Source organism: Halosimplex marinum, assembly GCF_051414075.1.
In the GTDB taxonomy this organism is placed as follows: Archaea; Halobacteriota; Halobacteria; order Halobacteriales; family Haloarculaceae; genus Halosimplex; species Halosimplex marinum.
Genome location: NZ_JBLKNY010000003.1, coordinates 872,468 through 886,244, shown reverse-complemented (window position 1 = coordinate 886,244; position 13,777 = coordinate 872,468). Strand labels below are relative to the sequence as shown.

At 71.6% G+C, this 13,777-nt stretch carries 15 protein-coding genes; 6 read left to right on the top strand and 9 right to left on the bottom strand.

Going from position 1 to position 13,777, the window contains the following annotated elements:
* Nucleotides 1-40: 40 nt before the first annotated feature.
* Nucleotides 41-622 carry an NADPH-dependent FMN reductase gene (locus ACMGFI_RS05420; protein ID WP_436907961.1) on the bottom strand — a complete coding sequence of 194 codons (582 nt, stop codon included), beginning with the start codon at nucleotides 620-622 and terminating at the stop codon, nucleotides 41-43.
* 195 nt (nucleotides 623-817) lie between these two features.
* On the opposite strand from ACMGFI_RS05420, the gene ACMGFI_RS05415 reads away from it, so the two are divergent.
* The 3 genes from ACMGFI_RS05415 to ACMGFI_RS05405 all read left to right on the top strand — a co-directional run bounded on the left by ACMGFI_RS05415 (nucleotide 818) and on the right by ACMGFI_RS05405 (nucleotide 3,458).
* Nucleotides 818-1,603 carry a DUF7260 family protein gene (locus ACMGFI_RS05415; RefSeq protein ID WP_436907960.1) on the top strand — a complete coding sequence of 262 codons (786 nt, stop codon included), beginning with the start codon at nucleotides 818-820 and terminating at the stop codon, nucleotides 1,601-1,603.
* Nucleotides 1,604-1,739: 136 nt separating this feature from the next.
* Nucleotides 1,740-2,954, top strand: a complete 1,215-nt coding sequence (locus ACMGFI_RS05410) for an MFS transporter (protein WP_436907959.1) — start codon at nucleotides 1,740-1,742, stop codon at nucleotides 2,952-2,954.
* 75 nt (nucleotides 2,955-3,029) lie between these two features.
* Nucleotides 3,030-3,458 carry a GIY-YIG nuclease family protein gene (locus ACMGFI_RS05405; protein WP_436907957.1) on the top strand — a complete coding sequence of 143 codons (429 nt, stop codon included), beginning with the start codon at nucleotides 3,030-3,032 and terminating at the stop codon, nucleotides 3,456-3,458.
* Between the two features lie 97 nt (nucleotides 3,459-3,555).
* On the opposite strand, the gene ACMGFI_RS05400 is transcribed toward ACMGFI_RS05405, so the two are convergent.
* A complete protein-coding gene (locus tag ACMGFI_RS05400; RefSeq protein ID WP_436907955.1) occupies nucleotides 3,556-3,837 on the bottom strand; it encodes a HalOD1 output domain-containing protein in 282 nt (93 codons plus the stop codon).
* Between the two features lie 159 nt (nucleotides 3,838-3,996).
* A complete protein-coding gene (locus ACMGFI_RS05395) occupies nucleotides 3,997-4,473 on the bottom strand; it encodes an Lrp/AsnC family transcriptional regulator (RefSeq protein ID WP_436907954.1) in 477 nt (158 codons plus the stop codon).
* A gap of 111 nt (nucleotides 4,474-4,584) precedes the next feature.
* Here ACMGFI_RS05395 and ACMGFI_RS05390 point away from each other — a divergent pair, with 111 nt between their 5' ends.
* Nucleotides 4,585-6,525, top strand: coding sequence for a S9 family peptidase (locus tag ACMGFI_RS05390; protein WP_436907952.1), 1,941 nt, complete (start codon nucleotides 4,585-4,587; stop codon nucleotides 6,523-6,525).
* A 107-nt stretch (nucleotides 6,526-6,632) separates the two neighbouring features.
* Here the strand turns inward: ACMGFI_RS05390 and ACMGFI_RS05385 are convergent, their stop codons facing one another.
* The 4 genes from ACMGFI_RS05385 to ACMGFI_RS05370 all read right to left on the bottom strand — a co-directional run bounded on the left by ACMGFI_RS05385 (nucleotide 6,633) and on the right by ACMGFI_RS05370 (nucleotide 10,013).
* Nucleotides 6,633-7,445 carry an aldo/keto reductase gene (locus tag ACMGFI_RS05385; protein ID WP_436907951.1) on the bottom strand — a complete coding sequence of 271 codons (813 nt, stop codon included), beginning with the start codon at nucleotides 7,443-7,445 and terminating at the stop codon, nucleotides 6,633-6,635.
* A 129-nt stretch (nucleotides 7,446-7,574) separates the two neighbouring features.
* A complete protein-coding gene (locus ACMGFI_RS05380) occupies nucleotides 7,575-7,904 on the bottom strand; it encodes a hypothetical protein (protein WP_436907950.1) in 330 nt (109 codons plus the stop codon).
* A gap of 135 nt (nucleotides 7,905-8,039) precedes the next feature.
* Entirely contained in the window at nucleotides 8,040-9,023 is a 984-nt protein-coding gene (locus tag ACMGFI_RS05375) for a hypothetical protein (RefSeq protein ID WP_436907949.1), read from the bottom strand.
* A 219-nt stretch (nucleotides 9,024-9,242) separates the two neighbouring features.
* The gene (locus tag ACMGFI_RS05370) at nucleotides 9,243-10,013 is read right to left on the bottom strand and encodes an RraA family protein (RefSeq protein ID WP_436907948.1); all 771 of its coding nucleotides are present in this window, start codon (nucleotides 10,011-10,013) and stop codon (nucleotides 9,243-9,245) included.
* 541 nt (nucleotides 10,014-10,554) lie between these two features.
* Here ACMGFI_RS05370 and ACMGFI_RS05365 point away from each other — a divergent pair.
* Entirely contained in the window at nucleotides 10,555-11,166 is a 612-nt protein-coding gene (locus ACMGFI_RS05365) for an MBL fold metallo-hydrolase (protein WP_436907947.1), read from the top strand.
* A 104-nt stretch (nucleotides 11,167-11,270) separates the two neighbouring features.
* Here ACMGFI_RS05365 and ACMGFI_RS05360 read toward each other — a convergent pair whose 3' ends face one another.
* The gene (locus ACMGFI_RS05360; protein WP_436907945.1) at nucleotides 11,271-11,420 is read right to left on the bottom strand and encodes a 50S ribosomal protein L40e; all 150 of its coding nucleotides are present in this window, start codon (nucleotides 11,418-11,420) and stop codon (nucleotides 11,271-11,273) included.
* 157 nt (nucleotides 11,421-11,577) lie between these two features.
* On the opposite strand from ACMGFI_RS05360, the gene ACMGFI_RS05355 reads away from it, so the two are divergent.
* Nucleotides 11,578-12,657 (top strand): enolase-like domain-containing protein, encoded by a 1,080-nt coding sequence (locus ACMGFI_RS05355; protein WP_436907944.1) that lies wholly within the window; start codon nucleotides 11,578-11,580, stop codon nucleotides 12,655-12,657.
* Between the two features lie 45 nt (nucleotides 12,658-12,702).
* Here the strand turns inward: ACMGFI_RS05355 and ACMGFI_RS05350 are convergent, their stop codons facing one another.
* Nucleotides 12,703-13,770 (bottom strand): TrmB family transcriptional regulator, encoded by a 1,068-nt coding sequence (locus ACMGFI_RS05350; RefSeq protein ID WP_436907943.1) that lies wholly within the window; start codon nucleotides 13,768-13,770, stop codon nucleotides 12,703-12,705.
* Nucleotides 13,771-13,777: the final 7 nt, after the last annotated feature.

Genomic DNA, 13,777 nt, shown 5'->3' with positions numbered 1-13,777 from the left:
GACGGCGGTCGCCGACCCCGACGGCCGCGCGGCCGCTCGCTCAGTCGTCGCAGTCGGCGGGGACCGCGACCCCGCGCTCCCGGCGGGCCGCGGGGTCGACGGCCGCGTTGGCGGCGACCTCGCGCCCGAGTTGTCGGATCCGGTCTTCGAGGCCGGGCTCGGTGACCTCGTCGCCGTCGAACTTGCCGGAGGCGCCGCGGATACCGACCTGGGTGGGGACCGTCCAGCCGTGGACCGACCGGACGACGGTCCGCAGGTGGTCGAACGTGCTCGCGTAGCTGCCGCCGCCGGCCGTCGCCAGTAGCCCCACGGTCGTGTCGGTGAACTCGTCTTTGCCGCAGTAGTCCAGCGCGTCCTTCAGCGTCGCCGAGTACGAACCGTGGTAGACGGGCGACCCCAGGATCACGGCGTCGGCCGCGCGGACGCGCCGCTTGAACTCGGTCACCGCCTCGCCCTCCGCGGCGTCGGGGTCGAACGGCGGCAGGTCGACCGTCCGCAGGTCGAGCAACTCGGTGGCGGCGCCGGCCTCCGCGGCCGCGTCGAGCGCGATCCGGAGGGCCCGGCGGGTGTAACTGCCCTCGCGGCGACTGCCGCAGACGGCGACCACGTCGGGGCGGGTCATGTACCCGGATCGACGCACTACGCGAATAAAGGTTCGCTGAACCCCGTTTTGGTACGGTCTGTGACAGGTCTCGACGGATCGTCCGTCGCCGGTCGCGGCGGCTCCCCTCGGCTACATAGCGGTCGGGAGCGCTACGGGCACCTCATAGCACAGATTACACGGTCCGGCGGCGAGGGTCCACCCGGTTCGGGACCGATGACCGAGACACCGCACGACCGGGTCGCCGAAGCCCTCCGGATCGTCGACCGGGAGATCGAGTACAGCACCGACGAGCGGGCGGCGTTCGACCGCTTTCGCGCCCGGCTCTCGAACGTCGAGCCGTGGACGCCCGCGGCGGCCGACGGGGACGCGACCGGACCCGCGCTCGGCGGCGCCGGTCCGACGGCCGTCGCGGCGCGGTCCGAACCGCGGGCCGGGGCCGCGCTCCGGTCCGTGCGGGCGGCGTACCGCGAGACCGTGATGGCGGTCCCCCACTTCGAGGCCGAGTACGACGAGACGCTCCGGGCGAGCCTCGCCGCCGAGTTCGGGGCGGACGTGGCCGCACAGGTCGTCGACGGGGCTCGCCTGACACCGCCGCTGTACCGCGCGCTCCGCGCGGCCGCCGACCGGGCCGTCGACGAGCGGCGGCGGTTCAGCCGCTCGCTGGAGCGCGAGCGCGACTCCCTGGCGGCGGTCCGCGACGGACTCGCCGCCTGCGAGCGCCGCCTCGACGAAATCGAGGGCGAACTCGACGGCGCCGACGCCGAGCGGCTGAGCCGCCTCGACGAGCGGCTGGCCGACGCGGAGGCGACCTGCGCCGACCTGGCCGACGAGCGCCAGCGGCTCGTCCACGGCCGCCCCGCGGTCCCGCTCTCCGGCGTCGACGGCGTGAGCCTGGTCACCTTCCTCTACGGCGACCGCGAGCGGCGCTGTCCCGCGCTGGCCGCCGTCGCCGACTGCCTCGAACGGGTCCGCGACCTCCGGGCGCGCTGTCTGCGGTGAGCGCCACCGCGTCGGTTGTTCCCGGCCCGGTCGTCCTTCCCGGGTGGGACCCCGCCGGGCACTGTGACCGCACCGCAAACGGGAAGTATCGGCCGCGAGCGCGGGGTTAAACCGACCGCGGGCGCGACAGTGAGCCGTGACCACGAGCGATGCGTCCGGTTCGACCGCCGCGGCCGCAGCGAAGCCCCGCGGCCGCGCCGGCGTGTTCGTCTCCATCTGCGCCTTCTCCTTCCTCGTGAACTTCGGCCGGATCGCGTTCGCACCCCTGGTCGACTACTTCATCCGCACGGGTGTCAGCCCCGCGACGGCCGGCCTGGCGGCCACCGCCGTCTGGGTCGGCAGCGCGCTCCCGCGGCTCCCGACGGGCTATCTGCTCACCGTCGCCTCGCGCCACCGCGTCATCACCGGGATGGGCGCCTTCCTCGCCGCGGCCGCCGCGTTCACCGCGTACTCGCCGTCGATTCGCGTCACCGTCGCCGGCGCGCTGTTCGTCGGCCTCGCCTCCGGGGTCTTCTTCATCGCCGCCAACCCGCTGGTCAGCGAACTCTACCCCGAGCGGGTGGGCCTGGCGGTCGGCCTCCGCGGGATGTCCTCGCAGGTCGCCGCCGTCACCGCCCCCTTCCTCGTCTCGGTCGCCATCGCCCGCGGGTCGTGGCAGCTCTCCTTCCGCGCGCTGGCCGTCCTCGCCGTGGCCGCCACCGCCGTCTTCGTCCTCGCGGTCCGGCGGGCCGAACTGCCCGAGGCGGGCGTCGACGACCGCGACCTGCTGGGGGCGATCCGCGCCCAGTGGCGCCTCGTCGCCGCGGGCGTCGTCTTCGTCGGCTTCACGGGCTTCGTCTGGCAGGGCGTGTTCAACTTCTACGTCACCTACCTTAGCGCGAAGGGCATCGCTGCCGGTCCCGCCAACACCCTGCTGACGATCACCTTCGCCGCCGGCGTCCCGTCGTTCGTCGTCGCCGGCCGGCTGGCCGACCGCTTCGATTACCTCCCGGTCCTGCTGGCGATCCTCGCGGGGTTCGTCGTCACCCTGTTCGCGCTCACCCTCGTCTCCTCGTGGGTCGCGGTCGCCGCCGTCTCCGTCGTCATGAGCCTGGTCATCCACGGCCTCTTTCCCGTGGCCGACGCCTACCTGCTGGACTCGCTGCCCGACGACAACCGCGCCAGCGCCTACTCGGGCTACAGCGCCGTCATGATGCTCATGCAGGCCCCCGGCGGCGTCGCCGTCGGGACGTTCTACCAGTTCGGCCTCTCCTATTCGGGCGTCTTCCGCGCCTACGCCGCCCTCGTCGGCGTCGTCGCCGTCGGGATGTTCGCGCTCGCCCGCGCCGGGCGGCTCCCCACCGGCGAGTGACGGCCGGAGAGTCGCCGGACCCCGGCTCGGCCGAACCCGGCAGGCACTTGTCGGCGCCGGGCCAAGCGGGCGGCGATGACGGCGGGGACGTACACGCTGGTCGTCGAACTGGCCGCGCCGGCGACGGTCGAGGTGGGGGCGCTGGGCGAGCGCGAGTTCGCGGCGGGGGCCTACGCCTACACCGGGAGCGCGTTCGGTCCGGGCGGGTTCGCCCGCGTCGAGCGCCACCGCGAGCTGGCCGCCGGCGAGCGCGACGCCCGCCACTGGCACGTCGACTACCTGCTGGGCCACCCCGACGCCGGTATCGACGCGGTCGTCCGGACGGCCGAGGCGGACGTGGAGTGTGCGGTCAGCCGGACGCTCGCCGACGAAGAGAGGTTCGAGCGCGTCGACGGGTTCGGCGCCTCGGACTGCGACTGCGACTCCCACCTCGCCTACGCCGCCGACGGCGCCCGGCTCCGGCGGGCGGTCGAACGGGCCCACGGGACGGACGGCCGGGCGTGAACCGACGGCCCGGCTCCGTTCGCCGCCGCCGTCGACCCACCCCCGGACGACGGGCGGCGCGGCCGCTCGCGGCTCGTTCTCGCGCGCGGAGTCGCGGTTATCGGCCGGTCGCCGGCTGGTCGGCCGACTCGCCGTCGGTGTCGCCGACCGCGGGGTCGCCGGTGACGGTCACCTCGCCGGACCCGTCGACGACCACGTCGTAGCCGTAGTACGTGAACTCGACCTCGAACGCCCCGTCGCCCCGTCCGGCCGTCTCGACCAGCCGTTCCAGCGCGCCGACGTCTATCACGTCGTAGAGCGGTCGGTCCAGTTGCAACGGGTCGACGCCTTCCCGCGCCGCGATCTCTGCGCTCACCTTGGTGCTCAACATATCACCCATCACCGTGCGACCGTCCGACAGGGATCGGCTTAACGGTGGCGGTGCGCACGCGAGATTCTGTAGGGAGAGGCGATATATCTGCTGATTCCGCAGTTCCCTCCGGGAACTGACCGGTTCGCTGACTCCCCGACCGGCTCGCAGTTCTCGCACCGGGGCCCGTCAGTCGTCGGTCGGTTCCCCGGTCCCGAAGTGGTTGAACGGCTGGACGTGCTCCGTCTTGACGATGTCGGAGCTACCGATCTCGATCCCCAGCTCGGTGATCTCGGCGAGGAGGTCGTCGACGGCGGCGGAGTCAGTGGCCACCGCTTCGACGTGGAGGTTCTCGGTCCCGGTCAGCAGCTCGCGGACGCGGACGACCCCCGACAGCTCGAGCAGTTCGGCGGCCACGGCGGACCGCTCGGCCGGCGGCGCCCGGCAGACGGCGAAGACGTGCAGCTGGAACCCCGCCCGCTCGTAGTCGATGTCGGGGTGGTACCCGCGGACAACCCCGGTCGACTCCAGGCGGTCGATGCGGTTGCGGACCGTGCTGGCGGAGACGTCCACCGCCTCCGCCATCTCGGCGGCCGTCGCCTCCCTGGCGTTCTCCTGCAGCGCGTGGAGGATCCCCCGGTCCACGTCGTCGAGGTCGCGGGCCATACGTCCGGTTGTCGTTCCGGCGCGAAAACCGTTCGGCCGGCGACCTCTCGGATCCGTTACCGAACCCCGCTTCTGCGAGGGCTGAAGTGATGGCGGGTCGACAGCACGCGTATGTCCCCGACGGACGACATCGACGTGCTCGAAGAACTCGCGAGCCTGCCGACGGTCGCCCACCCCACCGCCTCGCCCGACGGCGACGAGGTGGCGCTGTACTACGACGCCACCGGGCGCAACGAACTCCACGTGCTCGACGTCGAGACGGGCGAGCTCGAACAGTGGTCCGACGGCGAGGTGCCGCGCGACGCCCGCTGGTTCCTCGAGTGGGGCGCCGACGGCGACCGCGTGTTCTTCCACCGCGACGAGGACGGCGACGAGCAGAACGACATCTACGCCATCGACCGCGACGGGACGGTCGAACCGGTCGTCGAGATGGACGGCCAGTGTATGCTCACGAGCGTCGCCGCGGACGGGAGCCGGATCGTCTTCGGCTCCTCCCGGGACGGGCAGATGAACGTCTACGCCCGCGACCTGGCGACCGGCGAGACGGCGAAGCTCACCGACTACGAGCGGGCGGTGTGGGGCGCGCACCTCTCGCCCGACGGCGAGCGTATCGCCTACGCCACCAACGAGACCGACGACTTCGACAACCAGGACGCCTACGTCGCCGACGCCGACGGCTCGAACCCTCGAAATCTCGAACTCGGCGAGGTCGGCGCCGAGTGCGGCCCCGCCGACTGGGGGCCGGACGGCGACCGCCTCCTCGTCAGCGACAACACGCCCGACCTGGGGCGAGTCGGAGTCTACGACCTCGACGCGGACGCGGTGACCTGGCTCGGCGACGGCGAGTACGACGAGGACGCGGTCGCGTTCGTCGACGACGGCCGCGCCCTCGCCAGCCGCGACCGCGACGCCGTGACGGTCCCCGTCGTCTACGACCTGGAGACCGGCGAGGGGCGCGAACTCGACCTGCCCGAGGGCGTGGCCTCGACCGGGTGGACCTACACCAGCGCCGACCTCGGCGACGGGCGCGTGCTCGTCGAGCACACCACCGCGACCCGGCGAACGGAACTGCTGGCCTACGACCTCGATTCGGACAGCTCGGAGACGCTGCTGGAGGCCGACCACGGCCCCTTCGAGCCCGACGACTTCGCCGACGCCGAGTACGTCACCGTCGAGTCGGACGGCGTGCCCGACACGCCCCAGCGCGCCGTCGAGCACGACCCCTACGACGAACTCGAGATCGGCGCCCTCCTCTACGACTCGGGCGAGCGGCCGTCGCCGCTGATCGTCAACCCCCACGGCGGCCCGATGGCCCGCGACGCGAAGTCGTTCGACCTCTACACGCAGGTGCTCGCGATGCGCGGCTACTCGGTCCTGCAGGTCAACTACCGCGGGTCGACCGGTCGCGGCCGCGAGTTCAAAGAACGGCTGCTCGACGACTGGGGCGGCGCCGAACAGGGCGACGTGGCGACCACCGCCGAACACGTCATCGCCGAGCGCGACTGGATCGACGACGACCGCGTCGTCGTCTTCGGCGGCTCCTACGGCGGCTACTCCGCCTACTGGCAGGCCGTCCAGTACCCCGACCTGTACGACGCCGCAGTCGCCTGGATCGGCATCTCCGACCTGGAGGACATGTACGAGAACACGATGCCCCACTTCAGGACGGAACTCATGGAGAAGTATCTCGGGACCCCCGACGAGAACCCCGACCTGTACGAGGAGCGGTCGCCGGTCACCCACGTCGAGAACGTCGATTCGCCGCTGCTGGTCGTCCACGGCGTCAACGACCGGCGCGTCCCCGTCTCGCAGGCCCGGATCGTCCGCGAAGCGCTCGACGACGCCGGCTACGAGGAGGGCGTGACGCCGCCGGCGTCACGGGAAGGCGGCGGCGCCGTCGACGGCGCGAACGGCGACTTCGAGTACGTCGAACTCGGGGAGGAGGGCCACGCCTCCTCCGACCAGGAACAGAAGCTCCGGCTGTTCCGTCTGCTCGACGGCTTCCTCGACCGGCGGGTCGGCGCGCACGCCGCGGCCGAGGCCGACGACTGACGGCGGGGGTCGGAGTCACCGTCCGCCGGCGCGGCCGGCTGGGTAGCGGTGCAGAGCGGCGCCCGGTCGGCTCCGGACCCTCGGCCGGCGACCACCGGATCCCGCCCCTACAGCCCGAGTACGGACCTGATCCCGTCGACCGGGCCGCCGCGCTCGAACAGCCGTTCCATCTCGTCGGCGGTCATCTCGAAGTCGAAGATGTCGAGGTTCGATCGGATGTGTTCGGGGTTCGCGGACATCGGGATCGCCGAGACCATCGGCTGCTGGACCAGCCAGCGGAGCGCGACCTGCGCGGCCGTCTTGCCGTAGCGGTCGCCGATCTCCCCGAGGTCGCCGTCGTCGGCCAGCCCGCCCACGTCGAGCGGGCTGTAGGCGGTCAGCATCACGCCCTCCTCGACGCACAGGCCCAGGAGGTCGTCCCGCCGTTCCCGGACGTGGTACTCGACCTGGTTGGTGAGGATCGGGGCCTCGGAGGCGTCCATCGCCTCCCGAAGTTGTTCGACGGAGAAGTTCGAGACGCCGACGTGGCGGACGAGCCCGTCGTCCCGGAGGTCGTTCATCGCCCGCAGCGTCTCGGCGTGGGGCACCTCGTCGTTGGGCGAGTGGATGAGCAGCAGGTCGACGTAGTCGGTGTCGAGCCGGTCGAGGCTCGCGCGGGTCGACTCGACGGCGTCGTCGTACGCGCGGTTGTCGTCCGCGAGCTTGGTGGTGAGAAACAGCTCCTCTCGGTCGACCGTCGCGTCGCTGACGGCCTCGCTGACGGCGGGTTCGCTGCCGTAGATCTGGGCGGTGTCGATGTGCCGGTAACCCGCGTCGAGCGCCGCCGAGACGGCGCGGCGGCGCTCCTCGTGGGCGTCCATCCGGGCGGTTCCGAATCCCAGGGCGGGAACGTCGACATCCGCGGCCGTGACGTACTCCATACCGCGATATCGGCCGAAGCGGCGAAAAGACTTGGGCAGGTCTTCGCAGGTGCTCGTCGGTCCGGTCATCCGGCGGGGCGGTTCGAGCGCGGCGGTCCGGTCATCCGCCGGGCCGGCCGCGAGGCGCCGTCAGTCCCGGCGTCCCCAGTCGGGGGCGTCGGCGAGGGCGTCGCGGGCCGCGACGAGGTCGGCGTCGGCGACGCCGTAGAACTGCTCGCGGCCGACCGGCGTCCGGACGCGGACGACGGCGGTGTGGTCGGTCACGTCGAAGACGGCCACCGCCCACGGCGTCGCGTGACAGCGCCACTCGCCCACCAGCGTCGCGTCGGTCCCGGTCGTCACGCGGTCGCCCAGTTCCCAGCTGAGCCGCGTCGTCCGGTCGAGCGAGACGGGGACGGCGTCGGGGAGCCCGCCCTCGCCGCGCCCGGCCGCCCCGTCGCGAGCGCTCTGTGTCGACATACCATAGCCCACGTCACTCCCCATCAAAAATCATCCGCTTCGCTCGCGGCGCGGGCCGTCGACGGGTCGCCGCCGTGTTCGCGACGGTGTGGCGCCTCGCGACGGTGTGGTGCCCCGCGACGGTGTGACGGCCGGTCAGGACTCGGTGGGCGTGTCCGTCCCGCCGTCGGTCCCCGCCTCGCCGGTCGCGGTGTCGTCGCTCGGCGCCGTCCCGTCGGTCGGGGGGTCGGTCGCCACGTCGCCGGTCGCGATCCCCTCGGACAGCTCGACGCGTTCGAGGTCGGTCGTGACGAGGTTGCCCTCGGGGTCGGTCACGTCGAACTCGCTGGTCATCCGGTATGCCTGGCCCTGTTCGATACTGGCGTCGCCGGCGGGGTAGATCTGGAAGGTCCCGCCGTTGATCCACCGGGCGAAGCGGGTGTTGTAGTCGGAGAAGATGTCCGAGCCGGCCACGTCGTCCCTCGGCGTCCACTCGACGACCTCGGAGGTGATCTCCAGGATCGCGCCCGGCCGGTAGTTCGACCACCGGACGAGCGCCTTCCCGCCGCCCTCGTCGAAGACGTTCACGTCGTCCGGGTCGAAGACTTCCTCCTGGTCGAGTTCGGTGAACCGCACGTCGACGACGCCCTGGTCGCCGGCGTCGTCGCTCAGCCACGTGAAGTTGTCGTGGAGTTCGTACACCCGCCCCTCCGTGATCTCCGCGTCGTGGGCGGGGAACAGGAGCACGTCCTCCTCGGTGTTGACGTACTCGACGACCCGCGTGTTGTAGTCGCTCCAGACCGCGCCGTCCTCGACGCCCTCGACCTCGGGCTGTTGCTCGATGACCGGCGACGTGACGCGGAACTGCGCGCCGCCGCGGAACGCGTCCGCGAACATCAGCGCCTTGCCGCCGTCGCCCTCGACGGCGCCGTCGTCGTCCGTCTCGGTTCCGTCGTCGGTGTCGGTCCCGTCGCCGAGCACGTCGGTATCTGTCGCGCCGTCCGTGTCCGTCTCGGCTGCCGGCCCCTCGTCGCCGAGGCCGGCACAGCCGGCCACGCCGGCCGCCGCGCCGGTCGCGAGCGCGCCCTTCTTGAGGATCGATCGCCGCGTCTCGCCAGTAGTCGTGTCCTGATCGGTCATGTTCGTACTCAGTCACCCTCGCGGGTGCCCCGGTTACGGGAACTCTCGGGGTGAGTCTGTGGGGCGCGACGGAAAGCCCGGGAAAAGGACCGCCCGCCGCGAACCCGGCGGCCGGCCTGCACACGAAACCCTCGGAGAGTGGCGAGGGCTGCCAGCGACGGACACGTCCCGTGATCTGTGGACGTATCCCACGCGGCTGGCCGGCGAGCGCAAGCCCGCTCAGAGGACGCCGTACTCCTCGTAGACCTCGTCGATGGGCATCCCCTCCTCGATCTTCCGGCGCTCCTCCTGTTCCTCCTCGTGGATCGCCTCGACCCGCAGCAGCACCTCGTCGACGACCTCGCGGGGGATGAGCTGGGCGCCGTCGAAGTCGGCGAACACGAAGTCGCCCGGCCGGATCGTCACGTAGTGCGACAGGTGGCCGGGCACGTGGATCGGCTGGTCGACCTCGATGATCTCCCAGCCGCCGTGCCAGTTCGGGACCGTCCCCTGCGTGTAGACGGGGAAGTCCTCGAGCTCGCTGATGTAGCGCGTGTCGCGGACGTTGCCCGCGCAGAGCATCCCGCGGGCGCCGTGGGCCTTCGCCAGCGTGCAGGACATCTCGCCGAAGTGGGCCGGCTGGGTGTCCCCGCCGGTGTCGAAACAGAGAACCGTCCCGTCTTCCTTCTCCTCGACGGTCCGCATCATCCGCTTCTGGGGGTGGACGCCGTCGTTCTCCTCGTCCCACTTCTCTTCGAGGTACGCCTCGACCTCGTCGGTCTTGGGGTAGGTGTGGAGCTTCACCGGGAGCGCGCGGCCGGCGAGGGTCTGTCCGCGGTTGACGCCGAAGAAGTCCTGGTCGAAGACGAACCGGCGGACGCCGACGTTGTACAGCGCGTCGGCGACGCTGCCGCCGTATCCGGCCTCCTTGAACCGCTCGATGCGTTCCAGATCGCTGATGTCGAGGGTACGGGGCTCCTCGTCCAGGTCGAAGTCGTACTCGGGACCCATGGCTCGCGTTCTCACGCGGCCGACGCTTGACTCTGTGGGTGGTCGAAACCCTCTCCGGAGTCTGATGATCTGGTGTGTCGACCGTTTGAGCGACAATTGGAACCGACAGCACTGCTACCGCGGGGACTACTGTGACCGCGAACAGCGTGAAAGCCCCGGCCGTCTGCACTCCCGCGGCTCGCTGCGCTCCTCGGTCGTTGCACTCCCTGCGGTGCTTACTTCGCCGGGGTTCGTGCAGACGGCCGCCCCTTTCATTCCCACCCGCACAGACTGGCCGATCAGCCGATGCGGGTGGGAATGAAAGGGACCGCCCGCTCCGGGAAGACGGGCGACGCAAGCACTGGAGCGAGCGGAGCGAGCGAAGCGCGCAGCGAGCCCCTCGACCGGAGCGGGCGGGGGCTTTCACGCTGTCTGCGGTCGCGGCCGAACGTGCGGTTACTGTCGCAGTAGGTCGAGCGGTCGCTGTCGCCGGAGCCGAATCGGAGACAGCGGAAGCTACCGGGTCACCAGACTGAAGCGCACGGCGTCCGAGCACACGGATATGGAAGTCGTCAACGTCACCGCCGACGCAGAGACGTTCACGAGCAACGCCTACCTCGCGCTCGGCGAGTCGCCGACGCTGGTCGACGCGGGTGCCATGCCCGGCGTCGTCGACGTGATCGAAGCCCACACCGACGAACTCGACCGGGTGGTCCTCACCCACCAGCACGGCGACCACGTCTCGCAACTGGACGCCGTGCTCGACGCCTTCGACGCCGACCTGCTCGCCTACGCCGACCACCCGCGGCGCACCGACGAACTCGCCGACGGCGACACCGTGCCCGTCGGCGACGAGACCTGCGAGGTGGTGTACACGCCGGGCCACGCCGACGACCACGTCTCGCTGGTCTCGGAGCACTCCCTGTTCTCGGGCGACGTGGTCGTCCACGACGACGGCGCCTTCGACGACGGCAGCTTCGGCCGCACCGACATGGCCGGCCAGTCCCGCGAGCGGCTCATCGAGTCCATCGAGGACCTCCTGGCGCGGATGCCCGACGGCGTCGAACACATGTACAGCGGCCACGGCGGCGTCTTCGAGGGCGACGTGCGCGCGGTCGTCGAGCGGGCGCTCGAACGCGCCGAGCGACGCGAACCGAAGTACCCCGACGAGTAGCGGGTCGCGGCCGCTCAACGAGTGAGCGCGAAAGCGCACTCCACCCGAAACGGGGGCGTCGCTGGCGCGGCGAGAAGCGGAGAGCGAAAGAGAGAACGACCGAGTTACGCGTTGCGGCGCTCTTTGCTCTTGCGCCGGAGGTTCCCGTAGCCGCACTTCCGGCAGCTACTCGCCTCGACGGAGTTGCGGGCGTTGCAGCGCATGCAGATCTGCTTCTCGAGCTCGCGCCGTTCCGCGGGTTCGAACTTGGGCATACCCGCCCTACCTCGTCACCGCATTTAAACGTTGCCTCTCCGGGCTGGACGCGGCCGGACGGTCCTGGCCCTGACCCCCGACCCGACCCTGCCGCCGTCCGCGAGCGTCCCCTGCCGGGAGAACCAGCGTTAACCGGCGCCCGTCCGAAGTCACAGTATGAGCGACCTGTACGACCGGATCGCGGACCTGCCGCTGACAGTCGGGGGCTTCGAGTTGAGCCGCCACGAGATGGACACCTCCGCCGGGTTCACGCGCGTGACGACCGTGGTCGAGCTACGCGGACCGGACGGGACGGTCGGCCGCGGCGAGGACGTGGCCTACGACACCGAGGACCACGACCGGCTGCGCGACGCCCACGAGGCGGGCGACCTCGGCTGGGACTTCGCCGGCGAGTACACGTTCGACGAGTTCTCGGCGACGCTGGACGACGCCGAGTTGTTCCCCGAGCCGCCCGAGCGCGAGGTCTCGCGGCACTACCGCCGGTGGGCCGTCGAGAGCGCGGCGCTCGACCTCGCGCTCCGGCAGGCCGACACGACCTTCGCCGCGGCGCTCGACCGGAGCTACGACCCCGTCCGGTTCGTCGTCTCGACGCGGCTCGACACCGACGGCGACCCGTCGGCCGACCGGATCCGCGAGTGGCTGGAGATCGACCCCGACATGGAGTTCAAGCTCGACCCGACCGCCGAGTGGACGCCCGAGCTGATGGACGAGCTGGCGGCGACCGACCGGGTGCGCATCCTCGACCTGAAGAGCTACTACGAGGGCACCGAGGTCGACACGGACGCCGACCCCGAACGCTACCGACAGGTGGCCGAGGCGTTCCCCGACGCCGTCCTGGAGGACGCGAAGTTCACCGACGAGACCCGCGAGATCCTGAACGAGGTCGTCGACCGGCTCTCGTGGGACTACCCGATAACCGACGTGGCGAGCGTCGAGGCCGTCCCCGTCGAACCGGAGTGGCTCAATATCAAACCCTCGCGGTTCGGGACCGTCGCGGACCTGCTCGACACGGTCGAGTACTGCTTGGAACGGGATATCACGCTGTACGGCGGCGGCCAGTACGAACTCGGTGTCGGCCGCGAACACCTCCACGCCCTCGCGTCGGCGTTCTACCCCGACGCCCCGAACGACATCGCGCCCAGCGCCTACCACAGCCCCGAACCGCACGCGGACGTGCCGAAGAGTCCGCTCGCGGCGCCGGGAGATCCGGTCGGGCTGCGGTGGTCCCGGGAGTGAGAGCGAACGGTCGGGCGGCGGGGCACCATCGGGCCGCGCCGCCGGCTACTCCGAGACCGCTTCGACGCGGACGATCTCGGCCTCCACGTCCTCGGCGACGGCGCCCCAGCCGCCGACCTCGACCTCGCCCTCGCCGGTGTCGAGGACGATGTTGACCGTCCCGCCGAGCTGGTCGTAGGTGGGGTCGGCGACGGCGTCGTTGCCGGGGCCGAGGCGGATGTCGACCAACTCGCCGCGGACTCGCACGGGGTCGCCGGTGTCGGTGTCGCGGCCGCGGACGCTCACGGTGAGGGTGGCGCCCTCCCGCCAGCAGACGGCGGCGTGGCGGACGAACTCCTCGATGCTGATGTAGACGGTCTCGTCGGAGTCGGCGACGTGGACCCGCTCGCCGGGGACCCAGCTGCAGGTGAGAAACGACCAGTGGAAGAGGAAGGTCAGCAGGTCGTCGCCGACCTGGACGCCGTACTCCTCGTCGCCGTGGACGTTCGGCGAGATGAACCCCTGCCGGCGGTCGACGACGGCGAGGAAGGAGCCGGGCGGCCGGGAGTGGCGCACTTCGGTGACGGGCGAGTCGGCCAACTCCTCGGGGGTGACGCCGGCCGCGTCGACGGGGCCGCTGACCGAGGCGTGGACGACGACGCCGCGCTCGGCGGCGGCCTCCAGGGCGGGCCGGAGGTCGGCGAACTGCGCGGCGGTGCCGCCGAACTCGACGGACACCTCGGCGTCCTCGACGGCGGCGCGGGCGTTCTCGACGACGGTCCGCTGGCGCTTGACGACGCTGACCCGGTGTTCGCTCGGGTCCGGCCGCTCCCAGCGGTCCTCGATCTCGTCGGCGGCGTCGGCCAGCAGCTCCCCCGTCGAGCGCAGTTCGTCGAGCACGTCGCCGGGCTCGTCGGCGCGGGCGTGCAGGCGGTCCCCCTCGACGGTCTCGACGAACCCCCGGTCCTCCAGCGTGCGCACCACGTCGTACACCTGCGAGGTGGGCACGCCCGCCCGCTCGGCCACGTCGACGACCGGCGCCGTCCCCTGGTCGAGCAATCCCAGGTAGACGGCCGCCTGGTACTCCGTCAGCCCCGCGCGCTCCAGCGCCTCCCGGAGTCGTTCCGTCTCCATGCCGAAC

Excerpts from the sequence above, each read along its gene's own strand:
- ACMGFI_RS05420 (WP_436907961.1), bottom strand. The coding sequence starts at position 622 with ATGACCCGCCCCGACGTGGTCGCCGTCTGCGGCAGTCGCCGCGAGGGC.
- ACMGFI_RS05415 (WP_436907960.1), top strand. The coding sequence starts at position 818 with ATGACCGAGACACCGCACGACCGGGTCGCCGAAGCCCTCCGGATCGTC.
- ACMGFI_RS05405 (WP_436907957.1), top strand. The coding sequence starts at position 3,030 with ATGACGGCGGGGACGTACACGCTGGTCGTCGAACTGGCCGCGCCGGCG.
- ACMGFI_RS05400 (WP_436907955.1), bottom strand. The coding sequence starts at position 3,837 with ATGGGTGATATGTTGAGCACCAAGGTGAGCGCAGAGATCGCGGCGCGG.
- ACMGFI_RS05395 (WP_436907954.1), bottom strand. The coding sequence starts at position 4,473 with ATGGCCCGCGACCTCGACGACGTGGACCGGGGGATCCTCCACGCGCTG.
- ACMGFI_RS05390 (WP_436907952.1), top strand. The coding sequence starts at position 4,585 with ATGTCCCCGACGGACGACATCGACGTGCTCGAAGAACTCGCGAGCCTG.
- ACMGFI_RS05385 (WP_436907951.1), bottom strand. The coding sequence starts at position 7,445 with ATGGAGTACGTCACGGCCGCGGATGTCGACGTTCCCGCCCTGGGATTC.
- ACMGFI_RS05380 (WP_436907950.1), bottom strand. The coding sequence starts at position 7,904 with ATGTCGACACAGAGCGCTCGCGACGGGGCGGCCGGGCGCGGCGAGGGC.
- ACMGFI_RS05375 (WP_436907949.1), bottom strand. The coding sequence starts at position 9,023 with ATGACCGATCAGGACACGACTACTGGCGAGACGCGGCGATCGATCCTC.
- ACMGFI_RS05370 (WP_436907948.1), bottom strand. The coding sequence starts at position 10,013 with ATGGGTCCCGAGTACGACTTCGACCTGGACGAGGAGCCCCGTACCCTC.
- ACMGFI_RS05365 (WP_436907947.1), top strand. The coding sequence starts at position 10,555 with ATGGAAGTCGTCAACGTCACCGCCGACGCAGAGACGTTCACGAGCAAC.
- ACMGFI_RS05360 (WP_436907945.1), bottom strand. The coding sequence starts at position 11,420 with ATGCCCAAGTTCGAACCCGCGGAACGGCGCGAGCTCGAGAAGCAGATC.
- ACMGFI_RS05355 (WP_436907944.1), top strand. The coding sequence starts at position 11,578 with ATGAGCGACCTGTACGACCGGATCGCGGACCTGCCGCTGACAGTCGGG.
- ACMGFI_RS05350 (WP_436907943.1), bottom strand. The coding sequence starts at position 13,770 with ATGGAGACGGAACGACTCCGGGAGGCGCTGGAGCGCGCGGGGCTGACG.